The sequence below is a fragment of the Ewingella sp. CoE-038-23 genome (genome assembly GCF_040419245.1).
In the GTDB taxonomy this organism is placed as follows: domain Bacteria; phylum Pseudomonadota; class Gammaproteobacteria; order Enterobacterales; family Enterobacteriaceae; genus Ewingella; species Ewingella allii.
The window spans coordinates 2,159,807-2,174,707 of sequence record NZ_JAZHOH010000001.1; the positions used below are offsets into that span (position 1 = coordinate 2,159,807).

The window sequence follows — 14,901 nt, forward strand, 5'->3', positions numbered from 1 at the left end:
TACGTTAAGTGTATAACAGTATTACCTGTTAGCTGGCTACCACTTGCCTTTCTAATCATTAAGAATGCCGATCAAATTCACCGTTGAGAAAATAGTATGTCTGATACTTCGCTTATCGCGTCCTCGCCGAGTGCCAAATCTTTGCCACTTTCGGCCAAAATGATCTTCACCCTAGCCACGGCCGGTGGCCTGTCGGTGGCCTCGATTTATTACAGCCAGCCTATGCTGGGTCTGATGGGTAACGGCGTTGGCGCGTCGGAAGCCAGCATCGGCATGGTGCCGATGTTGACTCAGGCGGGCTACGCGCTGGGGATTTTATTGCTGCTGCCGCTGGGCGATCGTTATGACCGTCGTGCGATTATTCTGCTGAAAAGCCTGTTTTTAACCTTGGCTTTGCTGCTGTGTAGCCTCGTGCCCTCCATTCACGACCTGCTGTTTGCCAGTCTGGTGACCGGGGTTGCGGCCACCATGACGCAGGACATTGTCCCGGCCACGGCGGCGCTGGCTCCAGAGGCCCAGCGAGGGAAAACCGTGGGCACCGTGATGTCCGGCATCTTGATTGGGATTTTGCTATCGAGAGTAGTCAGCGGCTTTGTGGCGGAATATTACGGTTGGCGAGTGATGTACCAACTGGCGGCTTTCAGCATTGCGCTGATTGGCATTGCGCTATGGCGGATCCTGCCGCGCTTCACGCCGGGCGCGCGTCTGGGCTATGGCACCTTGCTGTTATCCATGTACCACCTGTGGCAGCGCTATCCGACACTGCGCCGCGCGGCGATTGCTCAGGGGTTGCTGTCGATGGCGTTCAGCGCCTTTTGGTCCACGCTGGCGATTATGCTGCATGACACTTATCACCTTGGCAGCGCGGTAGCCGGAGCCTTCGGATTAGCCGGAGCAGCAGGCGCATTGGCCGCGCCGCTGGCCGGCGCCATTGCGGATAAATCGGGTCCGTCGCGGGTCACGCAGCTGGGTTCTGGAATTGTGATGCTGTCGTTCGCGGCGATGTTCCTACTGCCGCTGCTGTCGACAAATGCCCAACTGGTGCTGATCGTTCTCAGTGCGATCGGCTTTGACTTGGGCGTACAGGCCACGCTGGTCTCCCACCAAAGTATTGTGTTTGGGCTGGAACCGGCGGCGCGCGGCAGGCTCAACGCCGTGCTGTTCACCATCATGTTTATCGGCATGGCGGTGGGATCTTCGCTGGGCAGTATTGCGCTGCAAAGCGGCGGTTGGTCGGCCGTGGTGCTGGTCGCCACCCTCGCCGCCGCTGCCAGCCTCTGGGTGCGATTGAGAAGCCATCACCTGCACAACTAAATCTTCAAAAAACAGCGCTTTTATGCGCAAAACCTCCCAAGGCTATATATTTCGGTATATAGCCTTTTTTTGGCAATTCTTAGAACCATGATGGATTTGTGAATGCGATCGACTCTGCAATACTGCCCCGAATAGCGCACTGAAACTTAAGGGAAATCCCTGAGTTTTTAAGCACCGGCTGGGCAGTATGGGAAGTTAAAACGCATTATGATCCAACTCGAAAATATCAATAAGACCTATCCGGGCAACGCCCAGCACGCCATTCACTCGCTGAGTATCACCATTAATGATGGCGAGTTCTGCACCTTTGTCGGTCCCAGCGGCTGTGGCAAAACCACCACGCTGCGCATGATAAATCGTCTGGATATTCCCGACAGCGGCGAGGTCTATGTTCAGGGCCAGCCGCTGTCGACTGCCGATATTATTCAAGTACGGCGCAAAATCGGTTTTGTGATGCAAAGCCCGGCGCTGTTCCCCCATCGCACCGTGGCGGAGAACATTGCCACCGTGCCGCGCCTGCTCGGCTGGGACAAGCGCACTATCGCCCGCCGTATCGACGAGCTGGTGGCGCTGATGTCCCTCGACCCTTTTGTGCTCAAACGCTACCCCCACCAGCTCTCTGGCGGGCAGCAGAGCCGGGTGTCCATCGCCCGCGCGCTGGCCGCCGACCCGCCGGTGCTGTTGATGGATGAGCCTTTCGCCGCCATCGATCCCGTGGTCAGAGATAAGCTGCAAGGCGAGCTGCTAGAGCTTCAGGGGCGACTGCGTAAAACCATTATTCTGGTCACCCATGACATTAATGAAGCCATTCGTTTGGGGGACCGCATTGCCATCTTCCAACAGGGTGGGCGCCTGGCGCAGTTCGACACGCCGGACAATATTCTCTCCTTCCCGGCCAGCGATTTTGTCCGCGATTTCATCGGCCCGGAGCCGAATCTCAAACGCCTCGGCATGATGCGCGTCGGCGACTTGCCGCACCACGGCGTCTCTCTGTTAACCCAGGACGGGCAGCCGTTGACCGGGGAATATCCCCTGCTCGGCCAGCCACGTGCTCTGGTGCTGGATAACAAACGCCGACCACTCTACTGGCAGGAGAATGGCCAGCAAGTTGCGGTACAGGTCGCGGAGGAGCACCACTCATTGCGCAAAGCCTACAGCGATTTGCTGGAGGTGCCGCAGGGCGTGCTGGTGCGCGTGGCGGCCGACGGCACCTACGCCGGAGCCATCGACGCCAGTTTGCTGAGTCAGGCGTTAAGCCATCATCAGGAGCTGCATACCCATGATTGAATGGCAGTGGATATCCGATAACTCGGCAATGATTGGCGAACTGACGCTGCAACATCTGCAAATGGTGATGCTCTCTTTGGCGCTCGGCACCGGCATCACCGCGCTCATGCTGCTGGTTTCTATTGCCTGGCCCGCGGTGGCTGGCCCGCTGATTTCAGTCAGCGGCGTGCTGTTTACCATTCCCTCGCTGGCGCTGTTTATCCTGCTGCTGCCGTGGACCGGGCTGTCGATGACCACCTCGGTGATTGGCCTGACCCTCTATTCACTGCTGATCCTGCTGCGTAACGTGCTGGCGGGCATGCAGAAGCTCCCCGCTGAAGTGCTGGAGTCGGCCCGCGCCCTTGGCTACACGCGCTTTGGTCGCTTTATCGACATCGAAATCTTCCTGATCCTGCCTTCTCTGTTTGCCGGGCTGCGCGTGGCCTCGGTGACGCTGGTCGGGCTGGTGATCGTCACCGCGCTGATTGGGCAAGGCGGTCTGGGGCAGCTGATGATCCTCGGCTTCAACCAAAACTTCCTGACGCCCATTCTGGTCAGCCTGTTACTCAGTCTAATGCTGTCGCTGACTCTCGATTTTGCGATAACCCACCTCGGCTATCGCCTGACAGGGTGGACGCGCTGATGAACATCATTACTGAAACCTGGCACTGGTTCTTGCAGGCTGACCACTGGTCCGGCGATTTGGGTATCTGGCAACGCTTTGGGCAGCACCTCTATTACGTGCTGGTCAGTCTGGTGATTGCCGTGCTGATCGCCCAGCCGCTGGGCATTCTGTTTGGTTACTGGAAGCGCGGCGGTTTTCTGGTTATCAACCTGTTTAACATCGGCCAGGCCTTCCCCTCGCTGGGCATTATTCTGCTGTGCATCATGCTGTTTGGCTTTACCGACGTGCCGGTGTTTATCGCGCTGGTGGCGCTGGCTATTCCGCCGATGCTGACCAACACCTATGTGGGCATCAGCAATGCCGACCAAACCCTGTGCGACGCCGCCAAAGCCATGGGCATGACGCCGTTACAGAGCCTGCTGCAAGTGCGCATCCCGCTGGCGATGCCGCTAATTTTCGCCGGTATTCGCACTTCGCTGTTGCAGCTGATCGCTACGGCGGTGGTCGCCGCCTACGCCGGGCTGGACGGGCTGGGGCGTTTTCTGATCGACGGGCTGGGCCAGCGCGACTTTCCTCAGGTCGTGGCGGGTTCTCTGGTGATTTCACTGCTGGCGATTATCTGCGAGCTGCTGATGTCTCTGGTGGCGAAACGCTGGCTGCACTTTTCGGTTTCAAACGCGGGCTAATTGCCCGCAAGCATAGCCATAAAAACATCCACAACAACGCTCATAACAACATCCACCCATAAAAGAGAAACAATGATGATGATAAAAAATTGGTTGTCCGCAACAGGTAAAGGTTTCCGGCTGAGTCTGTTAGCCGCTGGGATGGCAAGCGCGGCCTTCGCGGCCCACGCCGAGACGGTGACTATCGGCGGCGCCAACTACTCCGAGCAAACCATTCTGGCTAACATCTATGCCAGCGCCCTAAAACAGCAAGGGATTGAGGTGAAAACGCGCCTGAACTTGGGTAACCGCGAAATCATTATTCCGGCGCTGAAATCTGGCGAGCTGGACGTGGTGCCGGAGTATCTCGGCGCGCTGCTCAACTACTACCACGGCGGCAGCAAGGCCACCACCGAGCAGGAAGTTTCTGACGAGCTGAAGCAAACGCTGCCAGCCGACTTGCAGCTGCTCAACGCCTCTCCGGCCAGTTCTATTACGGCTTGGGCGGTGCGCGCGGAAACCGCCAAGAAATACAACCTGAAAACCCTGTCTGATTTGGCCAAAGTCTCCCCTGAGCTGGTGGTCGGCGGCCCGCCAGAAGTCGCCACCCGCGCCCTCGGCCTGCCGGGTCTGGAACGCGTTTATGGCATCAAATTTAAATCTTTCAAATCGCTGGATATCGCCGGGCCTCTGAGCCGTCTGGCGCTTAATTCGCGCAAAATTGACGTGGCGACCATCATCTCCACTCAAGGCGATTTGGCGAAAGAGAACTGGGTGGTGCTGGAAGACGATAAGCACGAGCAACCCGCGCAGAATCTGGTGCCGCTGATCCATAAAGGCGCGGTGTCGCCAAAAGTGGAAGAGGTGCTGAACAACGTTTCTGCGCACCTGACCACCCAAGACATTATCCAACTGAACAAGCAGGTGGACGTGGATCATAAAGATCCGGCCAAGGTCGCCGAGCAGTGGGTTAAAGACAAACTGGCGGCGAAATAGCGCCGTCCGCGGGCCAGGGAGGGTCCTCATCTTCACAGCGAGTAGCCGACATGTCGCAACAAACCGCCATATTCAATCTGTTTTTCTTCAATCCTCAGGGGGATTATCGTTTCTCATGGCGCCACCCCGACGCGCCGGGAAAAGAGATCTTCACGCTGAAATATTTCGCCGATCTGGCTCGCAAAGCCGAGGCGGCGACGCTGGACAACATTTTCATCGCCGACCACGTGGCCGTCTGGGACACCGTGCCAAGCGGCATGGCCCACTACGCCAATCCGCGCCTGGAGCCGATCACCCTGCTCGCCGCGCTCTCGGCCGTCACCGAGCACATTGGCCTGATGGCCACCGCGTCCACCTCCTACAACGAGCCTTACAATCTGGCCCGCTATTTTGCCTCGCTGGACTTTCTCAGCGAGGGCCGCGCCAGCTGGAACGTGGTCACCTCGTGGCTGCCAGAAGAAGCCGCTAACTACGGCTTAGAGCAGCTGCCGAAGCATGACACGCGCTATCAGCGCGCCGCCGAATTTATCGATGTCGTGCGCAAACTCTGGGACTCGTGGCAGGATGACGCGGTGCTGATTGACAAGCAGAGCGGCTATTTCACTGACCCGCAAAAAGTGCATCAGTTGAACCATGAAGGAGAATTCTTCAGGGTGCGCGGCCCGCTCAACCTGCCGCGCCCGCCGCAGGGCCACCCTATTGTGGTACAGGCCGGCTCTTCAGAATCCGGCAAACAGCTGGCCGCTGCGCAGGCTGATATTCACTTTGTGTTTATGCGTGATATCGAAAAGGGGCTGATTTACCGCGCCGACATGGACAGCCGCCTGCGCGAAAACGGCCGCGATCCGGCGCATTTCAAAATCCTCGGCGGCGTGCTGCCGGTGGTGGTCAACAGTGAAGAAGAGAAACAGCAGCGCCAGGGGCTGATCGAATCGCTAATGAACGACCAGATGGCGCTCGACCTGCTCAGCACCTATCTGCGCATGGATCTGAGCGTGTACGATCCTCACGCCCCGCTGCCGCCGTTGCCGGATGAGCAGGACTTCGATGGCCTGCGCACCGCGCTCAGTATCATTCGCGGCTACGACAAGAAGTTGACGGTGCTGGAGCTGGGCCGCCTGCTGCTGCAAAGCTCCGACAGCTGGCTGGTGCTGGGAACTGCCGAAGAGGTGGCAGACAAGCTGACCGAGGCCTTCCACGCCGGTGCCGTCGACGGCTATAACCTGATGTTCCCCTTCCTGCCGGTGGATCTTGACAACTTTATCGAGCAGGTCGCGCCCCTGCTGAAAGCCCGTGGCGTGATGAAACAGGCCTACCAGCCCGGAACCCTGCGTGAAAAGCTGGGACTGCCGCCGGTGGTTAATCAGTTCGCTAAACCTCAGTAAGTCTTCGAATAGAAAGCAAAAAGGCCCGACATGGGCCTTTTTTATCACCAGAGTGTAGTTCACTCCTCCTGCGCCTGTTCCTGCTGCTCAACCCGTCCATGAGGGAAATAGGTATTGATTTCCACCTTGATGGGTTTAATCAGGTGTTCACGCATCAGCTCGCCATAGCCGTTGACCAGAAAACCCTGATTGCGCGCCAGATAGTCAGCTTTATTGGCGCGGTAGACCTGCGGCAAGCCGTACCACGGCACGCGCGGCAGGTCGTGATGCACCGAGTGGTAGTTGAGATTAAGGAACAGCAGCCGCCAAAACCAGCCCGCCTCGTTGATCACCGTGCGGGCTTCGGGATCCTCCGCCGCGCGGTGCTCGAAGAAAGATCGCACCTTGGTCATCGCCAGCATCGGCCAGGTCACTGCCAGCAGATAGTAGATCACCCCAAAGTCGTGCTTCACCAGCCAGCCCAGCACCGGAATCAGTAACAGCAGATGCACCGACCACATCGCCATCGATGCCGGGCGGCGATAGCGAAAAGAGTGCCAAATATTGACGAAGGTAAAACGCATGGTTAGCAACGGCGTTAACAGCAGTCGCCCCGGAAAGGTATTGCGCAGTCGCACCAGCTGGCGCTGTAGGCCGTTAAAATGGTGCCATCGGCGCTCGGTAAAATAGTAACTCTCGGGGTCGGTTTCCGGCACGGTGAGATCTTCATCAAAATGGTGCTTAAGGTGCAGGTCGCGATAGGTGCCGTAAGGATACCAGATGGAAAATGGCAGCAGGCCGAACAGCTGGTTAAGCCGGGGGAAACGGGTCGGATGGCCGTGCAGCAGCTCGTGCTGTAGAGACATATACCAAGTGCTGAACCAGATAAGCAGCAGGGTCGCGGGTAGCCGCCCCAGTGTCTGCCAGTAGGCCACGGTAACAAACCAGCCGCTATAAATGGTGATGATCAGCAGCCAGGTTGGCAGCTCCGTGCGCCACAACCAGCTGCGATGCAGCGCCTGCACCGCCTCGCGCTGCTGCTCATTTAAATAAACCGATGCCCTTCTACTCATGATGATCCACTGGCAAATGTGATGAATTAATCAGCCAGAGATTAATCAGCGAGGGGGAAACCACAAGTGATTTGAATTGCTAAGCTTAGTCACTGAATTGCTTAGAAGAATCCCCCGTAAATGCATGGTTTTACGGGGGTGAAAATAGCGGGGAGAATCCGTGCTGAATTCTCGACTACGCAGCTTTGAAAGCTTTGAGCTTTTTCGAGAAATAGAGATAAATAATGGTCAGAATATAGATCAGCTCGGCGCCCAGCATTTGCGGGTAGAACTCTTTGGGGATCGCCTTGCCGCTGAAGATGATGCCAATAATCGACATATCGAGCAGGATGACTATCGCCACCAGCCCCATCAGCAGGTTAATCGCTTTCACGCCCCCGCCGCGCGTGTTCATTTTAAATACCACGTACGCCACGATCAGCAGCTGTAGCGCCACGATATACACCGTCGGCCCCGATGCCTTCATGACAAAATCCCAGCCAGAAAGCATTTTTAAAACCAAGAATACCGCCAAAACCATCGCTAGTATCGGGCGCTTGGCTTTACTCACTTCTTCCATTTTCTAACTCCGTTTTATGGTTTTTTGTTCATCGCCACCAAGAGAAAGAGCACCTCTGCGACAGGGTGCTCTTCTTTGCTGCGTGGGCTTTTTAGGCCGCAAATCAGTGCTTTGTTATATACAGAGCATTTATATTATTGTATTTATTGATATTTATAAAATCCAACCTTAATTATACCGTCTTCAATACCGTTGCTGGATGAAGTTAACCCGGCTTTGCCGTGGAACGGCAAGAATCAACAGCAGCCTTGAGTCCTTTCTCGTAACCTATGCGCTGGTGGCGTTCTGCCCTTAGCTTGCATCTGCTTATCAATGGAGGAATCAATCGGTAGACGGTCAACGGCGAAGGCTGGCGCTGAAATTGCGCCGGGGTCACACGGTACCGCAACCGGGACTTTGACTTCAACATAAACTGGCTCGGAATTCTTAATAGACAGTGAGCAGTGCAGATTATCAAGGATTGCCTGATTGCTACGCGACGCAGTATATGCGTAAGCATCAACAACAGTAGATATCACCAGCAGCATGACGACGATGTAGGTTAATGGCTCAAGAAGCGCTACTAAGTCTTTGGACAGCAGCTTCTAATACGCAGTATTGATGCGGAAAGTGGTGCAATCAATATTGAAAAAGAATAACCCCACGCAATCAAAAAACACCCTACGGCAGCTTCAGTCCTATCTTTTTCTCAACGTTGGGTACATTGAAGTTTTGGGCAGCATTCTAGTCCCAAGTAAATCAATCAGTGATTGGTAGGTCAGTAGTAAACTTATCCTGTGGAAGATATAGATGATGGAGTCAACTTCAAGTTATCTTGTAAAGTTTGCAGCTTTGCTAATCGTGATAGCGTTTATAAATACAAAACAAGTTACAACTTTACGGTTTTTTTAAGACAGCCATGCTCATAGTATGGTAGTGCATGTGATTATAATTTTTTTAAGATTTTAAATATTTTTAATAACGCGGGATTAATTTAAGATAAGTATGAAAACAGAAAAACTCAATGGTATAGAGGCGCTAAGAGGCATTGCTGCAATGACAGTCGCGCTTGGACACAATAGAAGCTTACTCGACCGGATTGTCCCAGGCTCCCTTATGGATAGACTCACAGCAAATGCTATATTTGGTGTTGAAGTATTCTTTATAATAAGTGGATTCATCATTTGCCATTCTACGAAAAGCATAGTTTCGGCATCCTTCCACAATGCCGCAGCATTCCTTGTCAAAAGAATACTCAGAATATACCCTGTATATTTTGTGATTCTAGCACTATATGTTCTTATTTTTTATAAAAATCTTTACACAGGAGTACCAGAAGGTGGTAGTTTATCCACCAATAGCATTATCAGATCCATTTTTTTAATTCCTCTCGATTGGAATTCATCACCACCTTATTATGGTTGGGGTACTATCATTGCCTCGTGGACTTTAGGATATGAAATGTATTTCTACCTTATATTTGCCATGTCGATGACAATAAGTATTAAATATAGAGCTGTAATTTCATCGATAACAATGATAACCGTAAGTATTGCACTATCTTTGGCCTTCAACAACAATATAATTATTGATGCTCAGAGATACTACTTTCAAGGTGGTGTTTTAATATCTCACTTTGGATTTATAGGCAATCCAATTGTCTATGATTTTATTCTTGGAATGGTTATTGCTCAATTGGTTCCATTATTTAACAAATACAACTTAAACAATGGCGTCATTAACAGTTTTGCTATAGCGTTGCTTGGATTTTGTTTTGTATTTTGGTTTAATGGTGTATCTGAAGGGCACGGACTTACGAGGTCTGCATATATTGCATTCACAATTGTAATTTGTGTAATAATCCTTGAGAAAAACTCCATACTAAAATTCGGCAATATACTTATATCATTAGGGACAATATCTTACTCTTTTTACCTAATTCATGTTCCTGTAAAGAAATTCATAGAACTATATGGTCAGTCCATTGGGTTAGATATTAACTCCAGGTCTGCGCCGCTATATATATCTTCAATAATAATATCAATATGTTTATCGTATGTGATATTTAATGTAATAGAAAAACCATTTATAAATGCCGGTTCAAAACTGGCAAAAAAGATTTCTGAATAGAAAACAAAGCGTCTAATGACGCCTCGCTTTTAATGTCAGCTTTTAACCACCTCCCATGGAGGTGGTCATTGGCCCTTTGAGGCTATATCCTGAAGGAAAGCTATGCCAGAAAATTCCATTTTACTCACCACAAGTAAGAAGGGAATCACTGACATGAGCAGTTATATAAGCTCAGCACATGTGTTTTGACGTTGCGAATATTACTTGGTATGGACAACAAAATACCGCCACAAGAGTTTAACGGGCGCAGTGGGGAAAGAGCTTCACCACTCAATTTATATACTCTGCTATTTTTTCTATAATACCTCAAGCTTTTGAGTTTATCTGTCGTCACAAAATCTCACCCTTGCATCCACTAGGATGCCTGTTTAGAACCCCGTGTAATAGATCATCTCTCAGGATTATATGACTTGCAGGCAGAGCTTTTATCAGCAATCTGCCTTCAGCGACCTCCGCAATTCTTTCCCGAACCTATTTTATGCCGATAAAAGAAAAAGAGCGCCGTCATTGCTGGGCGCTCTGCGTATTTCCAAATCGTGGTCAATCGTTAAAAAGCTCTGGTATATAATTAGTGCTTAAGAATGTACATTTCCTGACTGTAAGCCACGTCTTCCGGGTTGGTGATCGGATAGCCTTTCACCCAAGGTTTGATTAGGCGGCCGTTGGTGTACTGGTAGATCGGCGCGATCGGAGCCTGCTCGGCGATGATCTGCTCGGCCCGGTTATAATCGTCGTTGCGGCGCGCGTCGTTGGTTTCACGGCTGGCGTCACTCACGGCTTTGTCGTAATCGGCGTTACTGAATTTGCTGATGTTACTGTTGTGGGTAGAGGTCAGCAGCGACAGGAAGGTGGAGGCTTCATTGTAGTCGCCGACCCAAGAGGCGCGGATCACGTCGAAGTTGCCGGTATTGCGGCTGTCGATGTAGGTTTTCCACTCCTGATTGACCAGCTTGACGTCGGCCCCCAGGGTTTTCTTCCACATTGAGGCCACGGCGATAGCAATCTTCTGGTGGCTCTCAGAGGTGTTGTACAGCAGGGTAAGCTTTAGCGGCTTGTTAGGGCCATAGCCCGCCGCCGCCAGCAGCCCTTTAGCCTGCGAGTCCAGCTCTGCCTGCGAGTATTGCTGGAGAATACTTTTGCTCGGCTTGAAGCCGTTAGTGACGTCCGGCGTGAAGTGATAAGCCGGTATCTCGCCGGTGCCCAAGACTTTCTCAGCAATAATTTTACGGTCGATGCTGTAGGACAGAGCCTGACGCACGCGCGGGTCATCGGTCGGCGCACGCTTGGTGTTAAACGCGTAGTAGTAAGTCCCCAGCTGGAATGGCGTGTAAACCTGCCCCGGAATGTCCTTCAGCAGCTTCTGATACTGGTCTTTCGGGAAAGATTCGGTGATGTCGATATCATCGGCCAGATAGCGTTTGGTGGCATTGGACTCTTTGTTGATCGGCACAAAGGTCACTTTGGTCAGCACCGTATGGGCGTGATCCCAGTAATGCGGATTCGGCTCGAGCACCAGCTTTTCATTCACCACGCGGTCTTTCAGTACGAAAGCGCCGTTACCCACCATATTGCCGGGCTTGGTCCAGTCTTCACCATATTTCTCAACCGTGGCCTGATGTACCGGGAACAGGCTGAAATTCGCCAGCAGGCTGACGAAGTAAGGCACCGGGCGCTCTAACTGCACTTTCAGCTGGGTGTCGCTGACGGCGGTGACGCCAAGCTTATCCACCGGCATTTTGCCCGCAATAATGGCGTCAGCGTTTTGAATCCCGGCCAGGCCAGCAAACCATGCGCCGGTGGACAGCCCTTTCGGGTCCACCAGTCGACGCCAGCTATAAACGAAATCTTTCGCCGTGACAGGGTCACCGTTTGACCAGCGCGCGTCTTTGCGCAGATTGAAGACGAAGGTTTGGTTGTCCTGCGTGTGCCAGCTTTCGGCGACGCCCGGCACGCTTTTGCCATTGGCATCCTGATTGACTAACCCTTCGAACAGGTCGCGCACCACCTGAGCTTCAGGCAGGCCAATGACCTTGGTCGGGTCGAGCGAGGCGGGTTCATCTTTGATATGGCGGACAATTTCTTGCTTATCGGCCAACTGGGTCCCGGCCGGAACCTGCGCGGCGCTTGCGGTTCCTAGTGACAGCGCCACTAAACCGGCGCAAAGCGAATAAGCGAAGAGATGAGACTGTTTTCCCTGAGGCATGGTCGACTCCCGACAAGCAATTGATTTAATGATGTTACTGAGTTGTACCATTCATTGAATTCATACCCTATAAAAATTCGTTACAGATTTGTCTTGGCGCACAAAACTTCGGCAAGCCGGCGCAGTTTGCAGAAAAAAGGTGATTCGCGCCCTGCTGTAGACAATAAAACTACATTCAACGGGCAAACTGCGGTAAAAAAAGTTATTCAAACCTCTAATAACGGAACTGTTATGAGCGCCTTAATTCCCCGTCCCCTGCGCGGAAAACTCAGTAATCTTGGATTGCCCTACGGCAAGTCGCTGCTTGGCGCGCCGCTGATCTATTTTCCGGCTGCCAAGCCCGATGCCAGTACCGGGCTGATTCTGGCGGGGACTCACGGCGATGAAACCGCCGCCGTGGTCTCGCTCTCCTGCGCGCTGCGCTCGATTAAACCCGAGCAGCTGCGCCATCACGTGGTGTTGGCGGTGAACCCTGACGGCTGCCAGCTGGGGCTGCGCGCCAATGCCAACGGGGTAGATCTCAATCGCAACTTCCCCAGCGCTAACTGGAAAAGCGGCGACACGGTTTATCGCTGGAACAGCGCGGCGCAGGAGCGTGACGTAGTGTTGTCGACTGGAGAAAAGGCTGGCTCAGAGCTGGAAACGCAGGCGCTGTGCCATTTGATCCACCAGCTTGCTCCGAAGTGGGTAGTGACGTTTCACGAGCCGCTGGCCTGCATTGAAGACCCGCACACTTCGCCGCTGGGGGCTTGGCTGGCTAACGCCTTCAGCCTGCCGCTGGTGACCAGCGTGGGTTACGCCACGCCCGGCTCTTTCGGCAGCTGGTGCGAGGACCTGGGGTTGCACTGTATTACGGCGGAATACCCGCCGGTGTCGGCGGACCACGCCAGTGAAGTCTACCTACAGGCGCTGATCGACCTGCTCACCGGCGCGGCGGACGAGCCTTAACTTTTTTACTGGGCGGAGCCTGCGAGGTCAATCACTCCGCAGTGGAAAGCCAGCGGCGGATCGACGTCCTGCGCGAGCCAGGTTGGGCCGTCGAGGTCAACAAACTTCGCCCCGGCGGCCAGCGGCAGCGCGGCGCGCACCGCCCGTGACGTACACAACATGCAGCCCAGCATGATGTCAAAACCTAGCGCATGGGCCCCTGACGCCAGCCTTAGCGCCTCGGTCAACCCGCCGGTTTTATCCAGCTTGATGTTGACCATTTCATAGCGACCTTGCAGCGCCTCTAGCCCTTCCAGCGTGTGACAGCTTTCATCGGCACAAATTGGCAGTGGATGGATGAAGTTCTCCAGCGCGGAGTCCTGCCCGGCGGGAAGTGGCTGCTCAAGCATCATGACGCCTAAATCCGCCAGCAGCTGGCAGCGCGACGCCAGCCCTTCGCTCTGCCACGACTCATTGGCATCAACGATTAACGTCGCGTGCGGCACGGCGCTGCGGATCGCCACCATGCGCTCGGCAATCATGCGATCGTCAAGTTTCACTTTCAGCAGGGTTGCGCCGTTTTTCTGGTGCGTTAAGGCGGCGGCGGCCATCGCCTCGGGGGCATCCACGCTTAGGGTCTGGGCCATGCTGATGGAGGAAAGCGGCTCAATGCCGGTGAGATCCCAAAGGCTGCGCCCGGTCTGCTGACTCTCCAAATTCCACAGCGCGCAGTCGAGGGCGTTGCGCGCCGCTCCGGCGGGCAGCAGGCGCTGTAGCTCGTCGCGGCTGGCGCCCTGCTCGATAGCGGGCAGCACGCTGGCTATCTGCTCCATGACGCTGGTTTCGCTTTCGCCATAGCGCGGATAAGGGGTGCATTCGCCGACGCCGCGCACGCCATTGTGTTCAATTTCTACCGTGACCACTCTCGCCTCGGTTCGACTCCCGCGTGAAATGACAAAGGCCGTGTGTAACGGCCAGGCTTCTGGATAAAAGCGCACACTTCTCATAACGGCTCCCAATTTTCCTCTGCCACCTTCGGCCCATGCTCAAAGGTTTAACACCGCGTCTCTTTTTCCAAAGTAGTTGAAATTGGCGCTTTTCAGCAAGTCACAAAATGACCTGAAGTTAATTTGGATCAGTAACTTGGGATATCGCGCACAGCCCGCGCGGCTTCGCCCAAAACTTCGACGGGAAAACAATTATTTAGCAAACTTTATATATCCAATTCACAATTGTTATCCTAAACTGAGGGCCGTTTGTCTCATCTGTACAAAGGAAAATATTATGACCCAGACAGTACATTTTCAGAGCAACCCGGTTAGCGTTGCTGGCCAAATCCCACAGGTCGGCGATAACGTTAAGCCTTTTACTTTACTCGCAAAAGATCTCTCTGATGTCAGCCTGAGCAGTTTTGTCGGTAAACGCAAGGTGCTGAACATCTTCCCAAGCATTGATACCGGCGTTTGTGCGGCTTCCGTGCGTAAATTCAACCAGTTGGCGGGCGAAGTAGACAACACCGTGGTGCTGTGTATTTCTTCCGACCTGCCGTTCGCGCAGTCACGCTTCTGCGGCGCGGAAGGCCTGTCAAACGTAGTTACCCTCTCCACCCTGCGTGGCGGCGAGTTCAAGAATGACTACGGCGTGGCGATCACCGATGGCCCATTGGCGGGTCTGACTGCCCGTGCCGTTATCGTTCTGGATGGTCAGGACAACGTGCTGCACAGTGAGCTGGTTAACGAAATCACCACTGAACCTAATTACGAAGCTGCCCTGGCCGTACTGAAATAGTCTGCCCTGGCC

At 53.7% G+C, this 14,901-nt stretch carries 13 protein-coding genes; 9 read left to right on the plus strand and 4 right to left on the minus strand.

Annotated features, from left to right (window positions below; translation table 11 throughout):
* The first annotated feature begins 96 nt into the window (after positions 1–96).
* From V2154_RS10035 to V2154_RS10060, 6 genes are all read left to right on the plus strand, one after another.
* Positions 97–1,314 (plus strand): MFS transporter, encoded by a 1,218-nt coding sequence (locus tag V2154_RS10035; protein ID WP_353502110.1) that lies wholly within the window; start codon positions 97–99, stop codon positions 1,312–1,314.
* A 207-nt stretch (positions 1,315–1,521) separates the two neighbouring features.
* Positions 1,522–2,601, plus strand: a complete 1,080-nt coding sequence (locus tag V2154_RS10040; protein WP_353502111.1) for an ABC transporter ATP-binding protein — start codon at positions 1,522–1,524, stop codon at positions 2,599–2,601.
* Entirely contained in the window at positions 2,594–3,223 is a 630-nt protein-coding gene (locus V2154_RS10045; RefSeq protein WP_353502112.1) for an ABC transporter permease, read from the plus strand. Before V2154_RS10040 ends, V2154_RS10045 begins: the two co-directional genes overlap by 8 nt.
* Entirely contained in the window at positions 3,223–3,891 is a 669-nt protein-coding gene (locus V2154_RS10050; RefSeq protein ID WP_353502113.1) for an ABC transporter permease, read from the plus strand. Before V2154_RS10045 ends, V2154_RS10050 begins: the two co-directional genes overlap by 1 nt.
* A gap of 75 nt (positions 3,892–3,966) precedes the next feature.
* Positions 3,967–4,866 (plus strand): ABC transporter substrate-binding protein, encoded by a 900-nt coding sequence (locus V2154_RS10055; RefSeq protein ID WP_353503973.1) that lies wholly within the window; start codon positions 3,967–3,969, stop codon positions 4,864–4,866.
* A 50-nt stretch (positions 4,867–4,916) separates the two neighbouring features.
* Complete coding sequence (locus V2154_RS10060; RefSeq protein WP_353502114.1) at positions 4,917–6,251, plus strand: LLM class flavin-dependent oxidoreductase; 1,335 nt, start codon at positions 4,917–4,919, stop codon at positions 6,249–6,251.
* 59 nt (positions 6,252–6,310) lie between these two features.
* Here V2154_RS10060 and V2154_RS10065 read toward each other — a convergent pair whose 3' ends face one another.
* Both V2154_RS10065 and V2154_RS10070 read right to left on the minus strand, forming a co-directional pair.
* Entirely contained in the window at positions 6,311–7,303 is a 993-nt protein-coding gene (locus V2154_RS10065; RefSeq protein ID WP_353502115.1) for a fatty acid desaturase, read from the minus strand.
* A gap of 175 nt (positions 7,304–7,478) precedes the next feature.
* Positions 7,479–7,862: a hypothetical protein gene (locus V2154_RS10070; protein ID WP_353502116.1), complete on the minus strand. Its 384-nt coding sequence runs from the start codon at positions 7,860–7,862 to the stop codon at positions 7,479–7,481.
* A gap of 984 nt (positions 7,863–8,846) precedes the next feature.
* Here V2154_RS10070 and V2154_RS10075 point away from each other — a divergent pair.
* Positions 8,847–9,971, plus strand: a complete 1,125-nt coding sequence (locus tag V2154_RS10075) for an acyltransferase family protein (protein WP_353502117.1) — start codon at positions 8,847–8,849, stop codon at positions 9,969–9,971.
* A gap of 568 nt (positions 9,972–10,539) precedes the next feature.
* Here the strand turns inward: V2154_RS10075 and V2154_RS10085 are convergent.
* Positions 10,540–12,174 carry a peptide ABC transporter substrate-binding protein gene (locus V2154_RS10085; RefSeq protein WP_353502118.1) on the minus strand — a complete coding sequence of 545 codons (1,635 nt, stop codon included), beginning with the start codon at positions 12,172–12,174 and terminating at the stop codon, positions 10,540–10,542.
* Positions 12,175–12,405: 231 nt separating this feature from the next.
* Here V2154_RS10085 and mpaA point away from each other — a divergent pair, with 231 nt between their 5' ends.
* The gene (gene mpaA, locus V2154_RS10090) at positions 12,406–13,122 is read left to right on the plus strand and encodes a murein tripeptide amidase MpaA (protein ID WP_353502119.1); all 717 of its coding nucleotides are present in this window, start codon (positions 12,406–12,408) and stop codon (positions 13,120–13,122) included.
* Between the two features lie 5 nt (positions 13,123–13,127).
* On the opposite strand, the gene ycjG is transcribed toward mpaA, so the two are convergent.
* The gene (ycjG, locus tag V2154_RS10095) at positions 13,128–14,108 is read right to left on the minus strand and encodes an L-Ala-D/L-Glu epimerase (RefSeq protein WP_353502120.1); all 981 of its coding nucleotides are present in this window, start codon (positions 14,106–14,108) and stop codon (positions 13,128–13,130) included.
* A gap of 277 nt (positions 14,109–14,385) precedes the next feature.
* On the opposite strand from ycjG, the gene tpx reads away from it, so the two are divergent.
* The gene (tpx, locus tag V2154_RS10100) at positions 14,386–14,889 is read left to right on the plus strand and encodes a thiol peroxidase (RefSeq protein WP_353502121.1); all 504 of its coding nucleotides are present in this window, start codon (positions 14,386–14,388) and stop codon (positions 14,887–14,889) included.
* The last annotated feature ends 12 nt before the right edge of the window (positions 14,890–14,901 follow it).

Excerpts from the sequence above, each read along its gene's own strand:
- V2154_RS10035 (WP_353502110.1), top strand. The coding sequence starts at position 97 with ATGTCTGATACTTCGCTTATCGCGTCCTCGCCGAGTGCCAAATCTTTG.
- V2154_RS10040 (WP_353502111.1), top strand. The coding sequence starts at position 1,522 with ATGATCCAACTCGAAAATATCAATAAGACCTATCCGGGCAACGCCCAG.
- V2154_RS10045 (WP_353502112.1), top strand. The coding sequence starts at position 2,594 with ATGATTGAATGGCAGTGGATATCCGATAACTCGGCAATGATTGGCGAA.
- V2154_RS10050 (WP_353502113.1), top strand. The coding sequence starts at position 3,223 with ATGAACATCATTACTGAAACCTGGCACTGGTTCTTGCAGGCTGACCAC.
- V2154_RS10055 (WP_353503973.1), top strand. The coding sequence starts at position 3,967 with ATGATGATAAAAAATTGGTTGTCCGCAACAGGTAAAGGTTTCCGGCTG.
- V2154_RS10060 (WP_353502114.1), top strand. The coding sequence starts at position 4,917 with ATGTCGCAACAAACCGCCATATTCAATCTGTTTTTCTTCAATCCTCAG.
- V2154_RS10065 (WP_353502115.1), bottom strand. The coding sequence starts at position 7,303 with ATGAGTAGAAGGGCATCGGTTTATTTAAATGAGCAGCAGCGCGAGGCG.
- V2154_RS10070 (WP_353502116.1), bottom strand. The coding sequence starts at position 7,862 with ATGGAAGAAGTGAGTAAAGCCAAGCGCCCGATACTAGCGATGGTTTTG.
- V2154_RS10075 (WP_353502117.1), top strand. The coding sequence starts at position 8,847 with ATGAAAACAGAAAAACTCAATGGTATAGAGGCGCTAAGAGGCATTGCT.
- V2154_RS10085 (WP_353502118.1), bottom strand. The coding sequence starts at position 12,174 with ATGCCTCAGGGAAAACAGTCTCATCTCTTCGCTTATTCGCTTTGCGCC.
- mpaA (WP_353502119.1), top strand. The coding sequence starts at position 12,406 with ATGAGCGCCTTAATTCCCCGTCCCCTGCGCGGAAAACTCAGTAATCTT.
- ycjG (WP_353502120.1), bottom strand. The coding sequence starts at position 14,108 with ATGAGAAGTGTGCGCTTTTATCCAGAAGCCTGGCCGTTACACACGGCC.
- tpx (WP_353502121.1), top strand. The coding sequence starts at position 14,386 with ATGACCCAGACAGTACATTTTCAGAGCAACCCGGTTAGCGTTGCTGGC.